Below are 21,461 nucleotides of genomic sequence, written 5' to 3' on the forward strand. Positions count from 1 at the left end.
TCAGGACTCCTGGGAGAGGGAGACGAGCACATCGTCCCCTTCGATCTTTACGGGGTAAACGGGGACGGGGCGCGTCGCGGGAAGGCCGGACGGTTTGCCGGTGCGGAGGTCGAAGCTGGAGCCGTGCAGCCAGCACTCGATCTGGCAGTCCTCCACCTCGCCCTCGGAGAGCGAGACGTTCGCGTGCGAGCAGATGTCGTGGATCGCGAACACCTCCCCCTCGGTACGGACGACCGAGACCGGCGTGCCGTCGAGTTCCACCCGCTTGGGGGTGTCCTCCGCCAGCTCGCCCAGCCCGCAGACGCGTACGAAAGCGGCCATCAGACGGACGCCTCCAGCTCCTCGTCGATCTTCACGAGAAGGCGCTCTTCGATGTCGTCGACGCCGATCTGCTGGACCAGCTCGGCGAAGAAGCCGCGGACCACCAGACGGCGGGCCTCACCGGCCGGGATGCCGCGGGCCATCAGGTAGAAGAGCTGCTCGTCGTCGAAGCGGCCGGTGGCGGAGGCGTGACCCGCGCCGACGATCTCGCCGGTCTCGATCTCCAGGTTCGGCACGGAGTCGACCCGGGCGCCGTCGGTCAGCACCAGGTTCCGGTTCATCTCGTACGTGTCCGTGCCCTCGGCCGTGGCCTCGATGAGGACGTCGCCGATCCACACCGCGTGGGCGCCCTCGCCCTGGAGCGCGCCCTTGTAGGCCACGTTCGACTTGCAGTGCGGGGTGTTGTGGTCGACGAGGAGGCGGTGCTCCTGGTGCTGGCCGGCGTCGGTGAAGTACAGGCCGAACAGCTCGGCCTCGCCGCCGGGGCCGGCGTAGGCCACGCGCGGGTGCAGACGGACCAGGTCGCCGCCGAAGGTGACCACGAACGACTTGAAGGTGGCGTCCCGGCCGATCAGCGCGTTGTGCTGGCCGACGTGCACGGCCTTGTCGTCCCAGTCCTGGACGGAGACGACGGTCAGCTTGGCGCCGTCCCCGAGGACGTAGTCGACGTTGGCGGCGAGCACCGCGTCACCGGTGTGGTCGATGACGACGACGGCCTCGGCGAAGGCACCCAGCTCGACGACCTGGTGGGCGTAGGTGGTCCCGCCCTGGCCGTGCACGGCGATCCGGATCGGCTCGGTGAGGACCGTCTCCTTGGGGACGGTGATCACGCCGGCCTTCTCGAACGCCGAGTACGCCTGGGCGGCGACCCGGTCCACCGGGGTGCCCGCCCTGCCGAGGCGCGCGTCGTCACGGCCGACGGTCTCGACGACGACGCCCTCGGGGGCGTCGATCTCGACCTTCACGCCGTCGCCGGTGGCGACCGCGGTGCCGTCGTGCAGCCCGCGCAGCCGCTCCAGCGGTGTGAACCGCCACTCCTCCTCGCGGCCGTGGGGGACCGGGAAGTCCGCCACGTCGAAGGACGGGGGCGCGCTCATGCGCGTGGCGACGGTCGACTCGGCGGCCACCGCGATCTGGCCGGCAGTGGTACTGCCCACCGGGATGTTCTGAGCCTCAGCCATGGCTGTCGGTCTGCTCTCTTCCTACGTCAGTTGCGATCCTCGGCCCGCCCGGAGGGGCGGGCCGAAAGCTGCCGGAACGGGCGGCAGGTCAGCCGACCGCGCCTTCCATCTGCAGCTCGATCAGCCGGTTGAGCTCCAGCGCGTACTCCATGGGCAGCTCCTTCGCGATCGGCTCGACGAAGCCGCGCACGATCATCGCCATCGCCTCGAACTCGGTCAGACCGCGGCTCATCAGGTAGAAGAGCTGGTCCTCGGAGACCTTGGAGACGGTCGCCTCGTGGCCCATGGACACGTCGTCCTCGCGGACGTCCACGTAGGGGTACGTGTCGGAGCGGGAGATGGTGTCGACGAGCAGCGCGTCGCACAGCACGTTGGACTTGGAGCCGTGGGCGCCCTCGCCGATCTCGACGAGCCCCCGGTAGGAGGTACGACCGCCACCGCGCGCCACCGACTTGGAGACGATGTTGGAGGAGGTGTTCGGCGCCATGTGGACCATCTTGGAGCCGGCGTCCTGGTGCTGGCCCTCGCCCGCGAAGGCGATGGAGAGGGTCTCGCCCTTGGCGTGCTCGCCCATCAGGTAGACGGCCGGGTACTTCATCGTCACCTTGGAGCCGATGTTGCCGTCGATCCACTCCATGGTCGCGCCCTCGTACGCCACGGCGCGCTTGGTGACCAGGTTGTAGACGTTGTTCGACCAGTTCTGGATGGTCGTGTAACGGCAGCGGGCGTTCTTCTTGACGATGATCTCGACGACCGCGGAGTGCAGCGAGTCCGACTTGTAGATCGGCGCCGTGCAGCCCTCGACGTAGTGCACGTAGGCACCCTCGTCGACGATGATCAGGGTCCGCTCGAACTGGCCCATGTTCTCCGTGTTGATACGGAAGTAGGCCTGGAGCGGGATCTCGACCTGCACGCCCTTCGGCACGTAGATGAAGGAGCCGCCGGACCACACCGCGGTGTTCAGCGACGCGAACTTGTTGTCGCCGACGGGGATGACGGTCCCGAAGTACTCCTTGAAGAGCTCCGGGTGCTCCTTCAGGGCCGTGTCGGTGTCCAGGAAGATGACGCCCTGCTCCTCCAGGTCCTCACGGATCTGGTGGTAGACGACCTCGGACTCGTACTGGGCCGCGACACCGGCGACGAGGCGCTGCTTCTCCGCCTCGGGGATGCCGAGCTTGTCGTACGTGTTCTTGATGTCCTCGGGCAGGTCCTCCCAGGACGCCGCCTGCTTCTCCGTGGAGCGCACGAAGTACTTGATGTTGTCGAAGTCGATGCCCGACAGGTCGGATCCCCAGTTGGGCATGGGCTTCTTCTCGAAGAGGCGCAGGCCCTTGAGGCGGAGCTTGGTCATCCACTCCGGCTCGCTCTTCTTCGCGGAGATGTCGCGGACGACGTCCTCGCTGATGCCGCGCTTCGCAGAGGCGCCGGCCGTGTCGGAGTCGGCCCAGCCGTATTCGTACTTACCCAGGCCCTCGAGTTCGGGGTGGGCAGTCTCCGTGGGGAGAGTCATGCGGGGTTCCTCCCGGCCGTGCTTGCAGATGCGATATCAGTGGTGTGGGAAATCCTGGGGATGAACGTCGTGCAGACACCGTCGCCGTGCGCGATGGTCGCCAGTCGCTGGACGTGCGTCCCGAGCAGCTCGGCGAAGAACTCCGTCTCCGCCTCGCACAACTGGGGGAACTTCTCCGCGACATGGGCGACCGGGCAGTGGTGCTGGCAGAGCTGCTCACCCTGCTGGGGCAGGGGCGCGCTGCGCGCCGTAGCAGCGTACCCCTCCGCGCTCAGGGCCTTGGCGAGGGCTTCGGCTCGCCGCTCCGGGGCGGCGGCCTCCACCGCCTTGCGGTAGGCGCCCGCCTGGGCGGCGATCCTGGCCCGGGCGAAGGCGGCGACCGCCTCCTGCCCGCCCTCGCGCTCGGCGATCCAGCTCAGCGCGTCCGTGGCCAGCTTGTCGTAGGACTGGTCGAAGGCGTCACGGCCGCAGTCGGTGAGCGCGAAGACCTTGGCGGGACGCCCGCGGGTCCGCGCGCCGTAGACCCGCTGCTCGCGTGCCTCCACGACGTCGTCGGCGGCCAGTGCGTCGAGATGGCGGCGGACGGCGGCCTGGGTGAGGCCGAGGCGTCCGGCGAGCTCGGCGACGGTCGACGGCCCGTGGTCCAGGATGGACCGCGCGACCCGGTTGCGCGTCGAGCGCTCACCGGTCGCGAGTTCCTCCTGAGGGGCCCCCGCGGGGGTCTCCCGAGCCTCTCCGACGTTTTTCACAACGCCATTGTTGCGTAATTCCTCTGGGGCAGGCAAGCGGCGTCCACGCGGCCGGACGGTGCCCTGCGTCACTTAGGTATACCTAACGTGACCTGCGGGAACGATCTCTGATCGATCAAACGGGTGGCGTCCCGGGGCCGGTTCCGGGACACTCGCGAACCATGGCCACACCCCCTGCGACCGGCCCTCTTGTCACCCGGCACTCCCTCGCCGCCCAGCTGCGCGAGGCGGGTGTGCGGCCCGGCGAGATCCTCCTCGTCCATTCCTCCCTCAGCTCACTCGGCTGGGTGTGCGGAGGAGCCGTGGCGGTCGTCCAGGGACTGCTCGACGCGCTCGGACCGGAGGGCACCCTGGTGGTCCCGACCCAGTCCGGCGACCTCTCGGACCCGGCGGTGTGGGCCAACCCGCCGGTGCCCGAGGAGTGGTGGGACACGATCCGGGCCACGATGCCCGCCTACGACCCTCTCGTCACGCCGTCCCGTGGGGTGGGCGTGGTCCCGGAGACCGTGCGGACCTGGCCGGGCGCCCGGCGCAGCGCGCACCCGCAGACGTCGTTCGCGGCGGTCGGCCCGCGCGCCGCGGAGATCGTCGAGGGGCACGCGCCCGACTGCCGGCTGGGCGAGCGCAGCCCGCTGGCCCGTCTGGAGGCGCTCGGCGCCCGGGTCCTGCTGCTGGGCGCCGGCTACGACACCTGCACCAGCTTCCACCTGGCCGAGTACCGCATACCGTCACCGCGCGTGAAGGTCGGCCGGCCGGGCCCCACGGGCTGGCAGGTGGTCACCGAGGTGTCGATCAGCTCGGACCGCTTCGACGAACTCGGGTACGACTTCGAGCGGGACCATCCCGTCGTACGCGGGACGGTGGGCGCGGCCGGCGTCCGGCTGTTCCCCGTGGCGGACGCGGTGGCGTACGCGAGGCGGTGGCTGGCGGTGCATCGGTCCCGCGAGGAGGAGCTCTGAGGCCCGCCCCGCCCGGCGGCGGCCGGCCGGGAGTGGCGATCCCGCACCCGCCCGCCTGTGCCGCCGTCCGCGAACCTAGACTCTGGACCCATGCGAAGTGACCCCGTGGTCCAGGTACAGGCCCTGGTGAAGCGGTACGGCAGGAAGACCGCGGTGGACGGCCTCGACCTGGTGGCCCGGGCGGGCGTGACCGCCGTCCTCGGTCCCAACGGCGCCGGCAAGACGACCACGGTCGAGACCTGCGAGGGGTACCGCAGACCCGACTCCGGCACGGTGCGCGTCCTCGGCCTCGACCCGGTCGGGCAGGCCCGTGAGCTGCACCCGCGCATCGGGGTGATGCTCCAGTCCGGGGGCGTGTACTCGGGCGCCCGGGCCGACGAGATGCTCCGGCACATGGCCAGGCTGCACGCCCATCCGCTGGACGTGGACGCGCTGGTCGAGCGCCTGGGACTGGGCGGTTGCGGCCGGACGACGTACCGGCGCCTGTCCGGCGGCCAGCAGCAGCGCCTCGCGCTCGCCATGGCGGTCGTCGGCCGCCCGGAACTGGTGTTCCTGGACGAGCCCACCGCCGGCCTCGACCCGCAGGCCCGCCGCGCCACCTGGGACCTCATCCGCGACCTGCGTGCCGACGGCGTCTCCGTGATCCTCACCACCCACCACATGGACGAGGCCGAGCAGCTCGCCGACGACGTCGCGATCATCGACGCGGGCCGGGTGATCGCCCAGGGCTCCCCCGAGGAGCTGTGCCGCGGCGGCGCCGAGAACACGCTCCGCTTCGGCGGCCGCCCCGGGCTGGACGTCGGCTCACTGCTGAAGGCGCTCCCCGCCGACAGCACGGCCGCGGAGCTGACGCCGGGCTCCTACCGGGTCGTCGGCAAGATCGACCCGCAACTGCTCGCCACGGTCACCTCGTGGTGCGCCCAGCACGGGGTGATGCCGGAGCGGATCTCCGTGGAACGGCACACCCTCGAAGACGTCTTCCTGGAGCTCACCGGCAAGGAGCTGCGCTCATGACCACCGCCGCCACGGGTGCGTACACCCCGAAGCCGGGCGCGGCGCCCCTCTCCCGCATGATCGCGGCCCAGGCGGCGCTGGAGACCAGGATGCTGCTGCGCAACGGTGAGCAGCTGCTGCTGACGGTCGTGATCCCCGCGCTGCTGCTGCTCCTGTTCAGCACGGTGGACGTCGTCGACACCGGCGCCGGCGAGGCGGTGGACTTCCTCGCCCCCGGCATCCTGGCGCTCGCCGTGATGTCGACGGCGTTCACCGGCCAGGCCATCGCGACGGGCTTCGAGCGCCGCTACGGCGTCCTGAAGCGCCTCGCCTCCTCCCCGCTCCCCCGCTGGGGTCTGATGACCGCCAAGACGCTCTCCGTCCTGGTCACCGAGATCCTCCAGGTGCTCCTCCTGACGGCCATCGCGTGGGGCCTGGGCTGGTCGCCGCACGGCAACCCGCTCGTCGTCGTCCTCCTGCTGGTCCTGGGTACGGCCGCCTTCTCCGGCCTCGGTCTGCTGATGGCGGGCACGCTGAAGGCGGAGGCGACCCTGGCCGCCGCCAACCTGGTCTTCCTGCTGCTGCTGGTGGGCGGCGGGGTCATCGTGCCGCTGGACAGGTTCCCGTCCGCCGCGCAGGACGTGCTGGCGCTGCTGCCCATCTCGGCGCTGTCGGACGGCCTGCGTGACGTGCTGCGGCACGGCACCGGGGTTCCCTGGGCCGACCTGGGGATCCTCGCCGTCTGGGCGGTCGTGGGACTGGCCGCCGCCGGCAGGTTCTTCCGCTGGGAGTAGGCCGCCGACAGGAGGCCGGGACCCTCGTGAAAGCGTGCACAAGCGGGCCCCCTACGATGGAGCGCGTGCCAAACGTGACCCGCGCCGACGCCGTAGCGGCCGTCCGCAACCCGCTCGCCTTCATCGCCGCACGCTGGACCCCGACTCCTCGGACGGTCCGGCGGGCGGCCCTCGCCGCGCTCGTGATGGCGGTGCTCATCGTGGTCACCGGAGGCGCGGTGCGGCTCACCGGGTCCGGGCTCGGCTGCCCGACCTGGCCCAAGTGCACCGACGACTCGCTGACCACCACCAGCGCGATGGGCCTGCACGGAGCCATCGAGTTCGGCAACCGCATGCTGACGTACGTGCTGTGCGCGGCGGTCGGCTGGGCGATCATCGCCGCGCGCTCCCAGAAGCCGTACCGGCGCGGCCTGACCCGGCTGGGCTGGGCGCAGTTCTGGATCGTGATGAGCAACGCGATCCTCGGCGGGATCGTGGTGCTCGTCGGTCTCAACCCGTACACCGTCGCGGCGCACTTCGTGGCGACGTCGGCCCTGATCGGGGTCGCCACGGTGATGTGGCAGCGCACCCGGGAGGGGGACGCGGCGCCCCGCCCGCTGGTCGGCAAGGCCGTGCGGCAGCTGGTGTGGTTCCTGGTCGGGGCGTCCGTGCTGCTGATCCTGGTCGGCACGGTCGTGACCGGTGCGGGACCGCACGCGGGCGACTCCAGCGAGGTCGAGCGGATGCCGCTGGACTGGGAGACCGTGAGCAAGGCGCACGCGGTGCTGGCGTGGATCGTGGTGTCGCTGACGTTCGCCCTGTGGTTCGTCCTCAAGGCGGTCGACGCCCCGAAGGGGACGCTGGCGCGGACGCGTGAGCTCTTCCTGATCCTGCTCGCGCAGGGTGTCATCGGCTACGTCCAGTACTTCACCGACCTTCCCGAGATCCTGGTGGGCCTGCACATGCTGGGCTCCGCCGTGATGTGGATCTGGGTGGTGCGGGTCCTGCTGTCGCTGCGGGAACGCCGTGGCACCGACGCGGACCTTCCGGCTCCCGCCGCCGGCGAACGGCTGGAGCACGCCGCCGGCTGAGGAGAGCGTGCGCCGCGACGGCGACAACGGACCCGGCGCGGGCACGCGAGCGCGTACGTCCGGACCGGTACGGACCACCCGGCCCGCGCCTCAGCCACCCAGCTGATACACCCGCCGCGCGTTCCCCGCCGCGATCAGCCCCGCCACCCGGTGCGCGTCCGCCGCCGACCACGCCCCCTCGGCGATCCAGGTGCCCAGCACCCGTCCCAGGGCCTCCCGGAACAGCTGTGCGCCGACCACGTGCAGCTCGGGCAGGCCCTGGGCCCCGCTGGAGAACAGGATCTTGCCGAAGGGGGCCAGCTCCAGGATCTCCCCGAGGACGGCCGCGGCCCGGGCGCCGGTGCGCACCAGGGCGGCGCCCGCGTCGGCGTACACATGCGGGAAGACCCCGGCGAGATGGGCGGCGTGCCGGTGGTACGGGTAGCTGTGCAGCAGCACGAGGTCGGTGCCCAGCCCGGTCGTGGCCCGGACGAAGTCGGTCAGCAGCACCGGGTCGGTGCGGTCGGTGCGCAGCCCAGGCCCGCCGAGCCCCGCGTGCAGTTGGAGGGGCCGGCCGGAGGCGACCGCGATCCACAGCAGATGCCGTAGCAGCACCGGGTCGCTCAGCTGGCCGCCCACCCGGCGCGCGGCGAGCCAGCGGCCGGCCGCGCCCCGCACCTCCCCCGGTCCCGGCGGCTCCGGCGCGAGCGCGAGTCCGTGCCGTACGCCCGCCACGGAGGTGAAGGCCACCGCGTGCACGGCGGCCGCGTGCACCGACTCGGCGAGGTTGGCGAGGAAGCACTCGACGGTGCCGGAGGTGTCGGCGACCTGCTCGGCGAGGACTTCCAGCCGCACGATCTCGCGGGCCTCGGCGTCCGCCGCGGAGGCCATCTCGCCGGGTCCGGTGAGGTCGCCGGGCAGTCCGGTGTCGACCAGGTACGTCGTGACGCCGCTGCCGCGCAGTAACCGGCGGCCCGATTCCAGTACGCCGAGTTCACGGCGCCGGGCCAGATAGCGGGCGGGCGGACAGTGCGGTTCCAGGCCGAGGAGCGGGGGGCACCAGCGGCGTACCGCGAAGCCGGTCTGGGTGTCGAAGAGCGTGGTGCCCGCCGCGGGCGGCCCCGCGGTGCGGGCCAGCTGGGCCTCGAAGGTGCCGAGGCCCAGCTCCGTTCTCAGCACGCCGTGGCAGTACTGGTCCACGAGGGACGGCGTTTCGATCATCCGGGCTCCCCGTGAGCGGACCACGTCGAGGACCGTGTTCTCCTACGATCCTCCAGGCGGCCTAACGGGTGAACCCGGCGTCAGGTGTTGCTCGGACCGCCCACCTGGATTCCGGCCATCCGCGTCCACTCGTACGGTCCGGTCCGCACCTTGGCCGCGAACTCGCCGTCGAAGGCCTCGTGCGCGGTGATCCCGGCCTTCTCCACCGCCTTCTCGGCGATCTCGTACGAGGGGGCCACCAGGTCGCCCCAGCCGCCGTCCTCGCCGACGAGCGCGATCCGCGCGCCGCGCTGTCCGAGGTAGGCCACCTGGGCCTCGGCGCCGCCGTGGGCCTTGGCGAAGGAGCTGATCTGCCGGGCGAGGCGGGCCACCCTGCGCGCGGCGCGCGCGGCCTGCCGGGAGTCGGTGCCCTCGTCAACCTGCTGCGTGTCTGCCATGGCCAGGATGCTACCGACGGGTAGATCGAACGGCGACGGGCGGGGTACGTGGCCTTGGCCACGTACCCCGCCCGGAGATGTCCGCAGGAGACGGCGGCTAGCGGAGGAAGGGGTCGACCGCGACCGCCACGAAGAGGAGGGACACATAGGTGATCGACCAGTGGAACAGCCGCATCTCCTTGAGCTTGGCGCCGGTCACCTCGGCCCTGGCCCGGTTCTGCAGTCCGTGCGCCTCCCACAGCCAGAAGCCGCCGGCCAGCAGTGCGACCGCCGTGTAGAACCAGCCGGTGTAGCCGAGCGGGGTGAGCAGCAGCGACACCGCGACCATCATCCAGCTGTAGAGCACGATCTGCCGGGCGACCACCTTGTTGGAGGCGACGACCGGCAGCATCGGCACACCCACGCGCGCGTAGTCCTCCCGCACCTTCATGGACAGCGGCCAGTAGTGCGGCGGCGTCCAGAAGAACATCACGAGGAAGAGGATGATCGGCGCCCACGACATGGAGTTGGTGACGGACGACCAGCCGATGAGCACGGGCAGGCAGCCGGCGATGCCGCCCCACACGATGTTCTGCGAGGTGCGGCGCTTGAGGATCATCGTGTAGACGACGACATAGAAGAGGAGCGCTCCGAGCGACAGCCAGGCCGACAGCCAGTTGACGGCCAGCCCGAACAGCAGCGTCGAGACGACCGCGAGGGTGATGCCGAAGACCAGGCACTCGCGCGGGCTGACCATGCCGGTGACCAGCGGGCGCTGCGAGGTGCGGTCCATCAGCGCGTCGATGTCCCGGTCGATGTACATGTTCAGCGCGTTCGCGCCGCCCGCGGAGAGATAGCCGCCGACGCAGGTCAGCAGCACCAGCGTCAGGTCCGGCACCCCCTGCTGCGCCAGGAACATCACCGGAACGGTGGTGATCAGCAGCAGCTCGATGATCCGAGGCTTGGTCAGAGCTACGAACGCCTTGACACGGGCCCCGAACGGCCGGTGGCTCTGGCTCTGGCTCGCACCGAGCACCCCCGCTGGACGGGATTCGACGGCCGTCACGCACACCCCTACAGAGACATCCCAGCAAGCCCCCCGTGTGAAGTCCCGGTAAAGCTCGCGCGTACCACGCCACTGTAGACGTTGCCCATACCCCGGCATTCGCGGGGGTGGGGTCGTGTTGGAGGGCGGCGCCGGACGAGCCCGGCGGCACTCCGTTGAGCACTCTTACGAGCGGCTCCGTATTCACTTGCCGAATGCGGAACGGACCAGTCGGGAGGCGGATCCCGATGAGTCCCGGCAGTCTGGAATGACTCGAAATAAGGCACGTACTCACGGGGGTAGGCTCGACAACGGCCGGGGCGCCCAGTGCACCGGCATTCCGACATGCGTGACATGTGGAGAGGAGCCCTGACCCAGGGTGAGCACCAAGCCGACCACCACAGACCTCGAGTGGACCGAACTGGACCAGCGGGCCGTGGACACCGCCCGCGTCCTGGCCGCCGACGCCGTACAGAAGGTCGGCAACGGCCATCCCGGTACGGCGATGAGCCTGGCACCTGTCGCCTACACCCTCTTCCAGAAGGTGATGCGGCACGACCCAGCGGACGCCGACTGGGTCGGCCGCGACCGCTTCGTGCTGTCCGCCGGCCACTCGTCCCTGACCCTCTACACCCAGCTGTACCTGGCCGGTTTCGGCCTGGAGCTGGACGACCTGAAGTCCTTCCGGACGTGGGGTTCGAAGACCCCCGGTCATCCCGAGTACGGCCACACGACGGGGGTCGAGACGACGACCGGCCCGCTGGGGCAGGGCGTGGCCAACGCGGTGGGCATGGCGATGGCCGCCCGCTACGAGCGCGGCCTGTTCGACCCGGACGCGGCCGTCGGCGAAAGCCCGTTCGATCACTACATCTTCGCGATCGCCGGTGACGGCTGCCTCCAGGAGGGCATCTCCGCGGAGGCGTCCTCCCTGGCCGGCCACCAGAAGCTCGGCAACCTCATCCTCCTGTGGGACGACAACCACATCTCCATCGAGGGCGACACCGAGACGGCCGTCTCCGAGGACACCGTCAAGCGCTACGAGGCGTACGGCTGGCACGTGCAGCGCGTCGAGCCCCAGGAGAACGGCGACCTGGACCCGCGGGCCCTGCACGCGGCGATCCAGGAGGCCAGGGCGGTCACCGACCGGCCCTCCTTCATCGCGATGCGTTCGATCATCGCCTGGCCCGCCCCCAACGCCCAGAACACCGAGGCCGCGCACGGCTCGGCGCTGGGTGACGACGAGGTCGCGGCCACCAAGCGGGTCCTCGGCTTCGACCCGGAGCAGTCCTTCGAGGTCGCCGACGAGGTCCTCGCGCACACCCGGGCGCTGGGTGAGCGGGGCCGTCAGGCCAAGGCCGAGTGGGAGAAGTCGTTCCAGGAGTGGCGCGACAACAACCCGGAGCGCGCCGCCGAGTACGACCGCATCGCTGCGGGCGAGCTGCCGGCCGGCTGGGAGGAGAAGATCCCGGTCTTCGAGGCGGGCAAGGGCGTCGCCACGCGCGCCGCGTCCGGCAAGGTGCTCCAGGCGCTCGGCGCGGTCATCCCCGAGCTGTGGGGCGGCTCCGCCGACCTGGCCGGCTCGAACAACACGACGATCGACAAGACGTCGTCGTTCCTCCCGGCGGACAACCCGCTGCCGGAGGCGAACCCCTACGGCCGCACGATCCACTTCGGCATCCGCGAGCACTCCATGGCCGCGGAGATGAACGGCATCGCCCTGCACGGCAACACGCGGATCTACGGCGGCACCTTCCTGGTGTTCTCCGACTACATGCGCAACGCCGTGCGCCTGTCGGCCCTGATGCACCTGCCGGTGACGTACGTGTGGACGCACGACTCCATCGGTCTCGGCGAGGACGGCCCGACCCACCAGCCGATCGAGCACCTCGCCTCGCTGCGCGCGATCCCCGGCCTGAACGTGGTCCGCCCGGCGGACGCGAACGAGACGGCGATCGCCTGGCGCGAGATCCTGCGCCGCTACACCAAGGTGTTCGGCAAGGGCGCCCCGCACGGTCTGGCGCTGACCCGTCAGGGCGTGCCCACCTACGAGTCCAACGAGGACGCGGCCAAGGGTGGTTACGTCCTGTTCGAGGCGTCCACGGGGACGCCCGAGGTGGTGCTCGTCGCGACCGGTTCCGAGGTGCATGTGGCCGTCGAGGCGCGCGAGCAGCTCGAAGCCGACGGTGTGCCGACGCGGGTCGTGTCGATGCCGTCCGTGGAGTGGTTCGAGGAGCAGGACCAGGGGTACCGGGACAGCGTCCTGCCGCCGGCGGTCAAGGCGCGTGTCGCGGTGGAGGCCGGGATCGGTCTCACCTGGCACAAGTACGTGGGTGATGCCGGTCGCATCGTTTCCCTGGAGCACTTCGGTGCTTCGGCCGACGGCAAGGTCCTCTTCCGCGAGTTCGGCTTCACTGCCGAGAACGTGGCCGCCGCCGCCCGGGAATCGATCGCCGCAGCCCAGCGCTGACGCTCATATTCGACACGTAGGAGATGCAATTTCCATGACAGACGCACTGAAGCGCCTCTCCGAGGAGGGCGTCGCGATCTGGCTGGACGACCTGTCGCGCAAGCGGATCACGTCCGGCAACCTCGCCGAGCTGATCGACCAGCAGCACGTCGTGGGCGTCACCACCAACCCGTCGATCTTCCAGAAGGCGATCTCCGAGGGCGACGGTTACGACCAGCAGCTCTCCGACCTCGCCGTCCGCAAGGTCACGGTCGAAGAGGCCATCCGCATGATCACGACGGCGGACGTCCGCGACGCCGCCGACATCCTGCGCCCGGTCTTCGACGCCACCGGCGGGCAGGACGGCCGGGTCTCGATCGAGGTCGACCCGCGCCTGGCGCACAACACGCACGCGACCGTCGCCGAGGCCAAGCAGCTGGCCTGGCTGGTGGACCGGCCGAACACCCTCATCAAGATCCCGGCGACCGAGGCGGGCATCCCGGCGATCGCCGAGGTCATCGGCCTCGGCATCAGCGTCAACGTCACGCTGATCTTCTCGCTGGAGCGCTACCGCCTGGTCATGGACGCCTTCCTGACCGGCCTGGAGAAGGCCAAGGAGCGCGGCCTGGACCTGTCGACGATCCACTCCGTGGCCTCCTTCTTCGTGTCCCGGGTGGACACCGAGATCGACAAGCGGATCGACGCGCTCGGCACCGACGAGGCCAAGGCCGCCCGCGGCAAGGCGGGCGTCGCCAACGCGCGCCTGGCCTACCAGGCGTACGAGGAGGTCTTCTCCTCGGACCGCTGGAGCGCGCTGGAGAAGGCGGGCGCGAACAAGCAGCGTCCGCTGTGGGCCTCGACCGGCGTCAAGGACAAGGCGTACAAGGACACGCTGTACGTCGACGAACTGGTGGCGCCGAACACGGTCAACACCATGCCGGAGGCGACCCTGTTCGCCACCGAGGACCACGGGGAGATCCGCGGCAACGCGGTCGCCGGCACCTACGAGCAGGCCCGCGCCGATCTCGACGCGGTCGAGAAGCTCGGGATCGCCTACGACGACGTGGTCCGGCTGCTGGAGGAGGAGGGCGTCGAGAAGTTCGAGGCGTCCTGGACCGATCTGCTCAAGTCGACCGAGGCGGAGCTCCAGCGCCTCGCCCCTTCGGAGGGCTGAACTCTTGTCGAGCAGCAACCCGCTGCGTGACCCCGCCGACCGACGGCTCCCGCGTATCGCGGGGCCGTCGGGCCTGGTCATCTTCGGCGTCACGGGCGATTTGTCACGAAAGAAGCTCATGCCCGCCGTGTACGACCTCGCGAACCGGGGTCTGCTGCCGCCGGGTTTCTCGCTGGTCGGTTTCGCCCGGCGTGAGTGGCAGCACGAGGACTTCGCACAGGAGGTCCACGACGCCGTCAAGGAGCACGCCCGTACGCCGTTCCGTGAGGAGGTCTGGCAGCAGCTCATCCAGGGGATGCGCTTCGTCCAGGGCACCTTCGACGACGACGAGGCGTTCGAGCGGCTGCGCGACACCATCGACGAGCTGGACAAGGCACAGGGCACCGGCGGCAACTTCGCCTTCTACCTCTCGGTGCCCCCGTCCGCCTTCCCGGTGGTCATCCAGCAGCTGAAGAAGCACCAGCTGGCCGACCAGTCGAGCGGCTCCTGGCGGCGCGCGGTCATCGAGAAGCCCTTCGGCCACGACCTGAGGTCGGCGGAGGAGCTCAACGCGACCGTCGAGGAGGTCTTCGCCCCGGACCAGGTCTTCCGCATCGACCACTACCTGGGCAAGGAGACCGTCCAGAACATCCTGGCGCTGCGCTTCGCCAACACGATGTTCGAGCCGATCTGGAACCGGTCCTTCGTGGACCATGTGCAGATCACCATGGCCGAGGACATCGGCATCGGCGGCCGGGCCGGCTACTACGACGGCATCGGCGCCGCCCGGGACGTCATCCAGAACCACCTGCTCCAGCTGCTGGCCCTCACGGCGATGGAGGAGCCCTCCTCCTTCGACGCGGACGCGCTCGCCGCCGAGAAGACCAAGGTGCTCGGCGCGGTGAAGCTGCCGAGCGACCTCGGCAAGGACACCGTGCGCGGGCAGTACGCGGCCGGCTGGCAGGGCGGCGCGAAGGTCATCGGCTACCTCGAAGAGGACGGCATCGACCGCAGGTCGAAGACCGACACGTACGCGGCCATCAAGGTGGAGATCGACAACCGCCGCTGGGCGGGCGTTCCCTTCTACCTGCGCACGGGCAAGCGTCTTGGCCGCCGGGTGACCGAGATCGCGGTGGTGTTCCAGCGGGCCCCGCACTCCCCCTTCGACCACACGGCGACGGAGGAGCTGGGCAAGAACGCGATCGTCATCCGCGTCCAGCCCGACGAGGGCGTCACGGTCCGGTTCGGCTCCAAGGTGCCCGGCACCTCGATGGAGATCCGGGACGTGTCCATGGACTTCGCCTACGGCGAGTCGTTCACGGAGTCCAGCCCGGAGGCGTACGAGCGCCTGATCCTCGACGTGCTGCTCGGCGACTCGAACCTCTTCCCGCGCACCGAGGAGGTCGAGCTGTCCTGGAAGATCCTCGACCCGATCGAGGAGTACTGGGACCAGCACGGCAAGCCCGCCCAGTACCAGGCCGGCACGTGGGGCCCCGTCGAGGCGGACGAGATGCTCGAGCGAGACGGACGGAGCTGGCGCCGGCCATGAAGATAGACCTCACGGACACCACGGCCAGCAAGATCAACAAGGCGCTGGTGCAGGGCCGCAGGGCCATCGGCACCCCGGCCGTCGGCATGGTGCTCACGCTGGTCATCGTCACCGACGAGGAGAACGCGTACGACGCCCTGAAGGCCGCCAACGACGCCTCGCACGAGCACCCCTCGCGCAAGCTCGTGGTCGTCAAGCGCGTCTCGCGTTCACCCCGTGACCGTACGCAGTCCCGGCTGGACGCCGAGGTACGGGTGGGCGCGGACGCCGGCACCGGCGAGACGGTGGTGCTGCGGCTGTACGGCGACGTCGGGCACCACGCCCAGTCGGTCGTCCTGCCGCTGCTGCTGCCGGACGCGCCGGTGGTGGTCTGGTGGCCGGTGAACGCGCCGCTGGACCCGGCGAAGGACCCGCTGGGCGCCCTCGGCCAGCGCCGGGTCACCGACACCTACGCCTCCGAGCAGCCGGTACGGGAACTCGCTGCCCGCGCCGACGCCTACACACCCGGGGACACGGACCTGTCGTGGACCCGGATCACGCCCTGGCGTTCCATGCTGGCGGCGGCTCTCGACCAGGTCACCTGCGAGGTCGAGGCCGTCGAGGTGGAGGGCGAGGAGTTCAACCCGAGCTGCGAGCTGCTGGCGATGTGGCTCGCGGACCGGCTGGACGTCCCGGTGAAGCGTTCCCTGTCGTCGGGCCCCGGCCTGACGGCGGTCCGCCTCAACACCGACTGCGGCCCGATCGTCCTGGACCGGGCGGACGGCTCGCTCGCCACTCTCTCCATCCAGGGCCAGCCGGACCGTGCGGTGGCGCTCAAGCGCCGTGACACGGCCGAGCTGATCGCGGAGGAGCTGCGGCGGCTGGACCCGGACGACACGTACGCGTCCGCGCTGCGGTTCGGGGTGGACCGGCTGAGCGCGTCGAACGGAGCCTCGAACGGCGCTCCGAACGGCAAGAGCACCGAGGAACCCGGCGGGGAGCCGCTCGCGGAGCAGTCCGCCGAAGGCGAGGGACCGTTGGCCAAAGGAGAACCGGCCGCGGCTCCCGAACCCGTCGAGACTGCTGCGAAAGCACCCGCGAAGGAAGCGGCGGCGCAGGCCCCGGTGACCCGGGCGGCGGCGAAGTGAGCACTCCACAGCTGGTCGTGCACCACGACAAGGAGCTGATGGCCCAGGCCGCCGCGGCCCGCCTGATCACGAAGATCGTGGACGCGCAGGCCTCGCGCGGCTCGGCCTCCGTGGTCCTCACGGGCGGTCGCAACGGCAACGGCCTGCTCGCCGCTCTGGCCGCCGCGCCCGCCCGGGACGCCGTCGACTGGGGCCGCCTGGACCTGTGGTGGGGCGACGAGCGGTTCCTGCCGGAGGGCGACCCGGAACGCAATGCCACGCAGGCCCGCAAGGCCCTGCTGGACTCCGTGCCTCTGGACCCGAAGCGCGTGCACGCCATGCCCGCGTCGGACGGACCGTACGGCGCCGACGCCGACGCGGCGGCCGCCGGCTACGCCGAGGAACTGGCGAGGGCGGCGGACCCGGAGACCCACGGTGCCGTTCCGGCCTTCGACGTCCTGATGCTGGGCGTGGGCCCGGACACCCATGTGGCGTCCCTGTTCCCCGAGCTGCCGGCCGTGCGGGAGACCGAGCGCACGGTGGTCGGCGTGCACGGCGCCCCGAAGCCCCCGCCGACCCGCGTGACCCTCACCCTCCCGGCCATCCGCGCCGCCCGCGAGGTCTGGCTCCTGGCCGCCGGCGAGGACAAGGCGAGGGCCGCGGCGATCGCCCTGTCCGGCGCGGGCGAGATCCAGGCCCCGGCGGCGGGAGCCCAGGGCCGCACCCGCACCCTGTGGCTCCTGGACACGGCGGCGGCCTCCCAGCTGCCGCGGTCGCTGTATCCGGCGGCTTCGGCCTAGGTTCGCGGCGCACCTCGACGCCGGGTTCCCGCACAGAGCGGGACCCGGCGTCCTCGTTCAGAAGGGCATGTCCTTCCACTGGTCCGGCTCATCCCGGACCAGTGTCAGCAGCGAGCGGAAGACGGACGGGTCGAACAGCACGGCGTTGCTCACGGCCGGGATGCGCACGTCGTTGACCACCGCGGTGGGCGTGCCCGGACCCTCGGGTTCCTCGGCACCCCCGGCGCGTTCGTACGCCTTCTCGGACTCCGTCACGAAGGCGCGGTACTTCATGGTCCGGACGGCGGAGTCGAAGGCGGGCGTACGCAACCCCTCGACCTGCCCGGCCAGTTCGAGCAGATAGGCGTCGGTGTAGCCGTCGACGGCCTCTTCGGGCTGGTGAGCGTAGAGCACCTCGTGGTACTCGGCGAACTTGTCCTCTTCCAACGCGGCTCGCAGCGCGTTGACCGCCTTCTTGGAGCCGGTGCCGCCGACCCGGTCGTCGAGGAAGGACGCCAGGGTGTACTCGGTCTTCGCCTCCCGCCGGATGGTGGCCTGCCGCAGTTCCGGACCGCCCCCGGTAGTCTCGAACTCCTCGCAGACCGGACAGCGCGGGTCTTCGTACAGGTGGACCGTGACGGCCGCGTCCGGGTCGCCCACCGTGATGGTCACCCCGTCCGCACCGAGTTCCTCCGGCACCTCGTGGAGATCCTCGTACGCGACCCCGGGTCCCGGCCCCGCCTCGGCACCGGCCTCTTGACCACAGCCCGCCAGCACCGCCCCCACCACGACGGTTGCCGTCATCACGGCCGCGAGCCGTCCCCCACGCATCATGCGCACCTCTTGCCTCCCCAGGTTCAGCGCGCCCCTAGGGCATGCACACGTAAAACACACAACCGTTCCGCCCGGCGTCCAAGAGGCGGGCGGGCAGCGTACCCGCTCGCCTCCGGTGCGGGTCCCGTGCGGGTCCCTACTCCCGGTCGCGCAGTTCCCGGTAGGTCGCGACCAGCGCCGTCGTGGACGCGTCCAGGCCCGGCACCTCGGCGCCCTCGGTGAGGGCGGGTTCGACGCGCTTGGCGAGGACCTTGCCGAGTTCGACGCCCCACTGGTCGAAGGAGTCGATGTTCCAGATGGCGCCCTGGACGAACACCTTGTGCTCGTAGAGGGCGATCAGCTGGCCCAGGACGGAGGGGGTGAGTTCCTTCGCCAGGATCGTCGTCGTGGGGTGGTTGCCCTGGAACGTGCGGTGGGGCACCTGGGCTTCGGGCACGCCCTCCGCCCGGACCTCGTCCGCGGTCTTTCCGAAGGCGAGCGCCTGTCCCTGCGCGAACAGGTTCGCCATCAGCAGGTCGTGCTGGGCGGCCAGTTCGTCGTCCAGCTCGGCCACCGGGCGGGCGAAGCCGATGAAGTCCGCCGGGATGAGCTTGGTGCCCTGGTGGATCAACTGGTAGTAGGCGTGCTGCCCGTTGGTGCCGGGTGTGCCCCACACCACCGGGCCGGTCTGCCAGTCCACGGGGTCGCCGTCCCGGTCCACCGACTTGCCGTTGGACTCCATGTCCAGCTGTTGCAGGTAGGCGGTGAACTTGGACAGGTAGTGGCTGTAGGGCAGCACCGCGTGCGACTGGGCGCCGAAGAAGTTGCCGTACCAGACGCCCAGCAGGCCCAGCAGCAGCGGGGCGTTGTGCTCGGCGGGCGCGTTGCGGAAGTGCTCGTCGACGATCCGGAAACCGTCGAGCATCTCCAGGAAGCGGTCCGGGCCGATGGCGATCATCAGGGACAGGCCGATCGCCGAGTCGTAGGAGTAGCGGCCGCCGACCCAGTCCCAGAACTCAAACATGTTCGCCGTGTCGATGCCGAAGTCCGCCACCTTCGCGGCGTTCGTCGACAGCGCCACGAAGTGCTTCGCCACCGCCTTGTCCTCGCCGAGCCCGCCGGGTCCGGCCAGCAGCCACGAACGCGCCGAGGTGGCGTTCGTGATCGTCTCGATCGTGGTGAAGGTCTTGGACGCGACGATGAACAGGGTCTCCGCCGGGTCCAGGTCGCGGACGGCCTCGTGCAGGTCGGCGCCGTCCACGTTCGACACGAACCGGACCGTCAGCGACCGGTCGGTGTACGCGCGCAGCGCCTCGTACGCCATCGCCGGGCCCAGGTCGGAGCCGCCGATACCGATGTTGACGACGTTGCGGATGCGCTTGCCGGTGTGGCCGGTCCACTCACCCGAGCGGACCCGCCGGGCGAAGTCGCCCATCCGGTCCAGCACGGCGTGCACCTGCGGGACCACGTTCTCCCCGTCGACCTCGACCACCGCGTTCGCGGGGGCGCGCAGCGCGGTGTGCAGCACCGCCCGGTCCTCGGTCGTGTTGATCCGCTCACCCCGGAACATGGCGTCCCGCAACCCGAACACGCCGGTCGCGGCGGCCAGTTCCTGGAGCAGCCGCAGCGTCTCGTCGGTCACCAGGTGCTTGGACCAGTCGACGTACAGGTCACCCACCCGCACCGTGTATCCGGTGCCGCGCCCCGGGTCGGCGGCGAACAGCTCGCGCAGGCGCACCTCCCCGAGTTCCTCGCGGTGCTTCGCCAGAGCGGTCCACTCCGGCGTCCGGTTGAGCCTGGTACGGCCGTCTGCGTTCATGTCGGGCTTCAGCCTTCTTTCCTACCTGTCCCTGTGCCCCACTGCCGGTTCCAACCTAGTGCCGTGGCAGGCGACGTTCGCCCCGTCACGACGCCCGACACGCCCTCTCGCCGCACCGGCCGAAAGCCCAAGTACATCCAGTACGAGGGCTTCCGGCCGGCACGCCGAGAGCACGCACCGGACGCCGCTCCTTGACGGGCAAACGTTGCCTGCCGCGGCACTAGTTGATCACCGCGGGGCATGAGCTGTCGTGGCGTCGTCGTCGGACGCACCCACACGCACGTCCGTCGTGAGCACGGGTATCAGCGCGATGACGGACAGGACGAAGAAACCGGCGGCGAGCAGGGCCGGGGTGTTCAGCCCCCAGGCGGTGGCCATCACACCGCCCAGCAGGGCCCCCAGGGGTGCTCCGGCGACCGCCAGGGTCCGGAAGGCGGCGCTGACCCGGCCCAGCATCTCGGCGGGGCCGCGCTCCTGCGTCAGCGTCCTGGTGTTGACGTTCCACACGCTGCCCATACACCCGAAGACGGCCATGGCGGCCACGAGCGCGACGGGGCTGCGGACCGTGCCCATGACCACCAGCGCACCGATCTGCGCCGTCCCCGCGTACAGCACCGCGCGCACCCGCCCGAGGCGGACGACCAAACGGCCGCTCACCACTCCCCCGGCCAGGCCGCCGACCGTGTACGCGGTCAGGGCCGCCGCGTACCCCGCCGTGCCGGCGTCCAGCCAGCCGGTCACCAGGAGCACCAGGCCGGCGATGAGAGCGCCGACGCCGACGTTGCACAGAGCCGTGGCGGCGCACAGTCCGCGCAGTGCCCGGTCGCGGCCCAGAGCGCGCAGCCCCTCGGCGATCTCGCGGCGCAGGGTGCTGCCCGCCGGTCTCGGCTTACGCTCGGGCACCGCGGTCCGCAGCGAGGCGACCAGGGCGGCGGCCACCAGGAACGTCACGGCGTCGGCCGCGAAGGGCGCGGCGGCGCCGGCCATCAGCAGCAGCGGTACCACCGGGGCGCCCAGCAGGCCGCCCGCGATCTGCTGGCCGGTCATCAGGCGCGCGTTCGCGCTGCCCAGCGCCTCGCGGTCGACCATGGCGGGCAACAGGGCGGTGGAGGCGTTGTCGAAGAGGGTCTGGAGGGTGGTCAGGGCGAAGGCCAGCGCGAACAGCAGGCCGATCGAGGCGTGCCCGAGGGCGACGGCCACCGCGAAGCAGGCGACCAGCAGCCCGCGGACCGCGTCCACCGTCCACATGGCGCGCCGCTGGTCCACCCGGTCGGCGACGGCCCCGCCGAGCAGGCCGAAGACGAGCCAGGGCAGATACCCGCAGGCGGTGACCGCAGCGACGAGCAGCGGCCGGTCGGTCAGTGTCGCGGCGAGCAGGGGCAGCGCGGAACTCCGCAGCGCGTCACCGAAGCTGGAGAGCACGGCGGCACTCCACAGGCGTCCGAATCCCCCGCGCCACGCGGGCACACGCCCGCCCGCCGTCTCGACCGCTGCCACCCGTCCCCCTCACGATGCGCCGATACACACACCGTAGAAGGCACCACTGACAATCGGTCCC

General features: G+C 70.9%; 19 protein-coding genes. 9 read left to right on the top strand and 10 right to left on the bottom strand.

Going from position 1 to position 21,461, the window contains the following annotated elements:
- The 4 genes from QQS16_RS12310 to QQS16_RS12325 form a co-directional block, all read right to left on the bottom strand.
- The gene (locus QQS16_RS12310) at positions 1-321 is read right to left on the bottom strand and encodes a non-heme iron oxygenase ferredoxin subunit (RefSeq protein WP_286061679.1); all 321 of its coding nucleotides are present in this window, start codon (positions 319-321) and stop codon (positions 1-3) included.
- Positions 321-1,502 (bottom strand): Fe-S cluster assembly protein SufD, encoded by a 1,182-nt coding sequence (gene sufD, locus QQS16_RS12315; protein WP_286061680.1) that lies wholly within the window; start codon positions 1,500-1,502, stop codon positions 321-323. The genes QQS16_RS12310 and sufD overlap by 1 nt, the downstream gene beginning before the upstream one ends.
- Before the next feature lie 88 nt (positions 1,503-1,590).
- The gene (gene sufB / locus QQS16_RS12320; RefSeq protein WP_286061681.1) at positions 1,591-3,012 is read right to left on the bottom strand and encodes a Fe-S cluster assembly protein SufB; all 1,422 of its coding nucleotides are present in this window, start codon (positions 3,010-3,012) and stop codon (positions 1,591-1,593) included.
- The gene (locus tag QQS16_RS12325) at positions 3,009-3,761 is read right to left on the bottom strand and encodes a helix-turn-helix transcriptional regulator (protein WP_286061682.1); all 753 of its coding nucleotides are present in this window, start codon (positions 3,759-3,761) and stop codon (positions 3,009-3,011) included. Before QQS16_RS12325 ends, sufB begins: the two co-directional genes overlap by 4 nt.
- A 161-nt stretch (positions 3,762-3,922) precedes the next feature.
- Here QQS16_RS12325 and QQS16_RS12330 point away from each other — a divergent pair, with 161 nt between their 5' ends.
- The 4 genes from QQS16_RS12330 (at position 3,923) to QQS16_RS12345 (ending at position 7,577) form a co-directional block, all read left to right on the top strand.
- A complete protein-coding gene (locus tag QQS16_RS12330; RefSeq protein ID WP_286061683.1) occupies positions 3,923-4,720 on the top strand; it encodes an AAC(3) family N-acetyltransferase in 798 nt (265 codons plus the stop codon).
- Between the two features lie 90 nt (positions 4,721-4,810).
- Positions 4,811-5,734 carry an ABC transporter ATP-binding protein gene (locus tag QQS16_RS12335; protein WP_286061684.1) on the top strand — a complete coding sequence of 308 codons (924 nt, stop codon included), beginning with the start codon at positions 4,811-4,813 and terminating at the stop codon, positions 5,732-5,734.
- Entirely contained in the window at positions 5,731-6,507 is a 777-nt protein-coding gene (locus QQS16_RS12340; protein WP_286061685.1) for an ABC transporter permease, read from the top strand. The genes QQS16_RS12335 and QQS16_RS12340 overlap by 4 nt, the downstream gene beginning before the upstream one ends.
- Before the next feature lie 74 nt (positions 6,508-6,581).
- Entirely contained in the window at positions 6,582-7,577 is a 996-nt protein-coding gene (locus tag QQS16_RS12345) for a COX15/CtaA family protein (protein WP_286066295.1), read from the top strand.
- A 90-nt stretch (positions 7,578-7,667) separates the two neighbouring features.
- On the opposite strand, the gene QQS16_RS12350 is transcribed toward QQS16_RS12345, so the two are convergent.
- From QQS16_RS12350 to QQS16_RS12360, 3 genes are all read right to left on the bottom strand, one after another.
- Positions 7,668-8,777, bottom strand: coding sequence for an amidohydrolase family protein (locus tag QQS16_RS12350; protein WP_286061686.1), 1,110 nt, complete (start codon positions 8,775-8,777; stop codon positions 7,668-7,670).
- Between the two features lie 80 nt (positions 8,778-8,857).
- Positions 8,858-9,214, bottom strand: coding sequence for a hypothetical protein (locus QQS16_RS12355; protein ID WP_286061687.1), 357 nt, complete (start codon positions 9,212-9,214; stop codon positions 8,858-8,860).
- Positions 9,215-9,311: 97 nt separating this feature from the next.
- Positions 9,312-10,265 carry a heme o synthase gene (locus tag QQS16_RS12360; RefSeq protein WP_286061688.1) on the bottom strand — a complete coding sequence of 318 codons (954 nt, stop codon included), beginning with the start codon at positions 10,263-10,265 and terminating at the stop codon, positions 9,312-9,314.
- Positions 10,266-10,617: 352 nt separating this feature from the next.
- Between QQS16_RS12360 and tkt the strand changes: the two genes are divergently transcribed.
- Genes tkt through pgl form a run of 5 tightly spaced genes read left to right on the top strand, consistent with a single transcriptional unit; the run spans position 10,618 to position 17,292 of the window.
- Positions 10,618-12,705 (top strand): transketolase, encoded by a 2,088-nt coding sequence (gene tkt, locus QQS16_RS12365; RefSeq protein ID WP_286061689.1) that lies wholly within the window; start codon positions 10,618-10,620, stop codon positions 12,703-12,705.
- Positions 12,706-12,739: 34 nt separating this feature from the next.
- Entirely contained in the window at positions 12,740-13,858 is a 1,119-nt protein-coding gene (tal, locus tag QQS16_RS12370; protein ID WP_286061690.1) for a transaldolase, read from the top strand.
- 4 nt (positions 13,859-13,862) lie between these two features.
- Positions 13,863-15,386 (top strand): glucose-6-phosphate dehydrogenase, encoded by a 1,524-nt coding sequence (gene zwf, locus QQS16_RS12375; RefSeq protein ID WP_286061691.1) that lies wholly within the window; start codon positions 13,863-13,865, stop codon positions 15,384-15,386.
- Positions 15,383-16,513 (top strand): glucose-6-phosphate dehydrogenase assembly protein OpcA, encoded by a 1,131-nt coding sequence (opcA, locus tag QQS16_RS12380; protein WP_286061692.1) that lies wholly within the window; start codon positions 15,383-15,385, stop codon positions 16,511-16,513. Before zwf ends, opcA begins: the two co-directional genes overlap by 4 nt.
- On the top strand, positions 16,510-17,292 hold the full coding sequence (gene pgl / locus QQS16_RS12385; protein WP_286061693.1) for a 6-phosphogluconolactonase: 783 nt from the start codon (positions 16,510-16,512) through the stop codon (positions 17,290-17,292). Before opcA ends, pgl begins: the two co-directional genes overlap by 4 nt.
- A gap of 57 nt (positions 17,293-17,349) precedes the next feature.
- On the opposite strand, the gene QQS16_RS12390 is transcribed toward pgl, so the two are convergent.
- From QQS16_RS12390 to QQS16_RS12400, 3 genes are all read right to left on the bottom strand, one after another.
- Complete coding sequence (locus QQS16_RS12390; RefSeq protein ID WP_502963901.1) at positions 17,350-18,102, bottom strand: DsbA family protein; 753 nt, start codon at positions 18,100-18,102, stop codon at positions 17,350-17,352.
- Positions 18,103-18,241: 139 nt separating this feature from the next.
- Entirely contained in the window at positions 18,242-19,903 is a 1,662-nt protein-coding gene (pgi, locus tag QQS16_RS12395) for a glucose-6-phosphate isomerase (RefSeq protein WP_286061695.1), read from the bottom strand.
- Positions 19,904-20,131: 228 nt separating this feature from the next.
- Positions 20,132-21,400, bottom strand: coding sequence for an MFS transporter (locus QQS16_RS12400; RefSeq protein ID WP_286061696.1), 1,269 nt, complete (start codon positions 21,398-21,400; stop codon positions 20,132-20,134).
- Between the last annotated feature and the right edge of the window lie 61 nt (positions 21,401-21,461).

It is taken from the genome of Streptomyces sp. ALI-76-A, from assembly GCF_030287445.1.
Lineage (GTDB): Bacteria > Actinomycetota > Actinomycetes > Streptomycetales > Streptomycetaceae > Streptomyces.

What these genes read in the sequence shown, in the direction of transcription:
- QQS16_RS12310 (WP_286061679.1), bottom strand. Translation starts at nt 321, where the DNA reads ATGGCCGCTTTCGTACGCGTCTGCGGGCTGGGCGAGCTGGCGGAGGAC.
- sufD (WP_286061680.1), bottom strand. Translation starts at nt 1,502, where the DNA reads ATGGCTGAGGCTCAGAACATCCCGGTGGGCAGTACCACTGCCGGCCAG.
- sufB (WP_286061681.1), bottom strand. Translation starts at nt 3,012, where the DNA reads ATGACTCTCCCCACGGAGACTGCCCACCCCGAACTCGAGGGCCTGGGT.
- QQS16_RS12330 (WP_286061683.1), top strand. Translation starts at nt 3,923, where the DNA reads ATGGCCACACCCCCTGCGACCGGCCCTCTTGTCACCCGGCACTCCCTC.
- QQS16_RS12335 (WP_286061684.1), top strand. Translation starts at nt 4,811, where the DNA reads ATGCGAAGTGACCCCGTGGTCCAGGTACAGGCCCTGGTGAAGCGGTAC.
- QQS16_RS12340 (WP_286061685.1), top strand. Translation starts at nt 5,731, where the DNA reads ATGACCACCGCCGCCACGGGTGCGTACACCCCGAAGCCGGGCGCGGCG.
- QQS16_RS12350 (WP_286061686.1), bottom strand. Translation starts at nt 8,777, where the DNA reads ATGATCGAAACGCCGTCCCTCGTGGACCAGTACTGCCACGGCGTGCTG.
- QQS16_RS12355 (WP_286061687.1), bottom strand. Translation starts at nt 9,214, where the DNA reads ATGGCAGACACGCAGCAGGTTGACGAGGGCACCGACTCCCGGCAGGCC.
- tal (WP_286061690.1), top strand. Translation starts at nt 12,740, where the DNA reads ATGACAGACGCACTGAAGCGCCTCTCCGAGGAGGGCGTCGCGATCTGG.
- opcA (WP_286061692.1), top strand. Translation starts at nt 15,383, where the DNA reads ATGAAGATAGACCTCACGGACACCACGGCCAGCAAGATCAACAAGGCG.
- QQS16_RS12390 (WP_502963901.1), bottom strand. Translation starts at nt 18,102, where the DNA reads ATGCGTGGGGGACGGCTCGCGGCCGTGATGACGGCAACCGTCGTGGTG.
- pgi (WP_286061695.1), bottom strand. Translation starts at nt 19,903, where the DNA reads ATGAACGCAGACGGCCGTACCAGGCTCAACCGGACGCCGGAGTGGACC.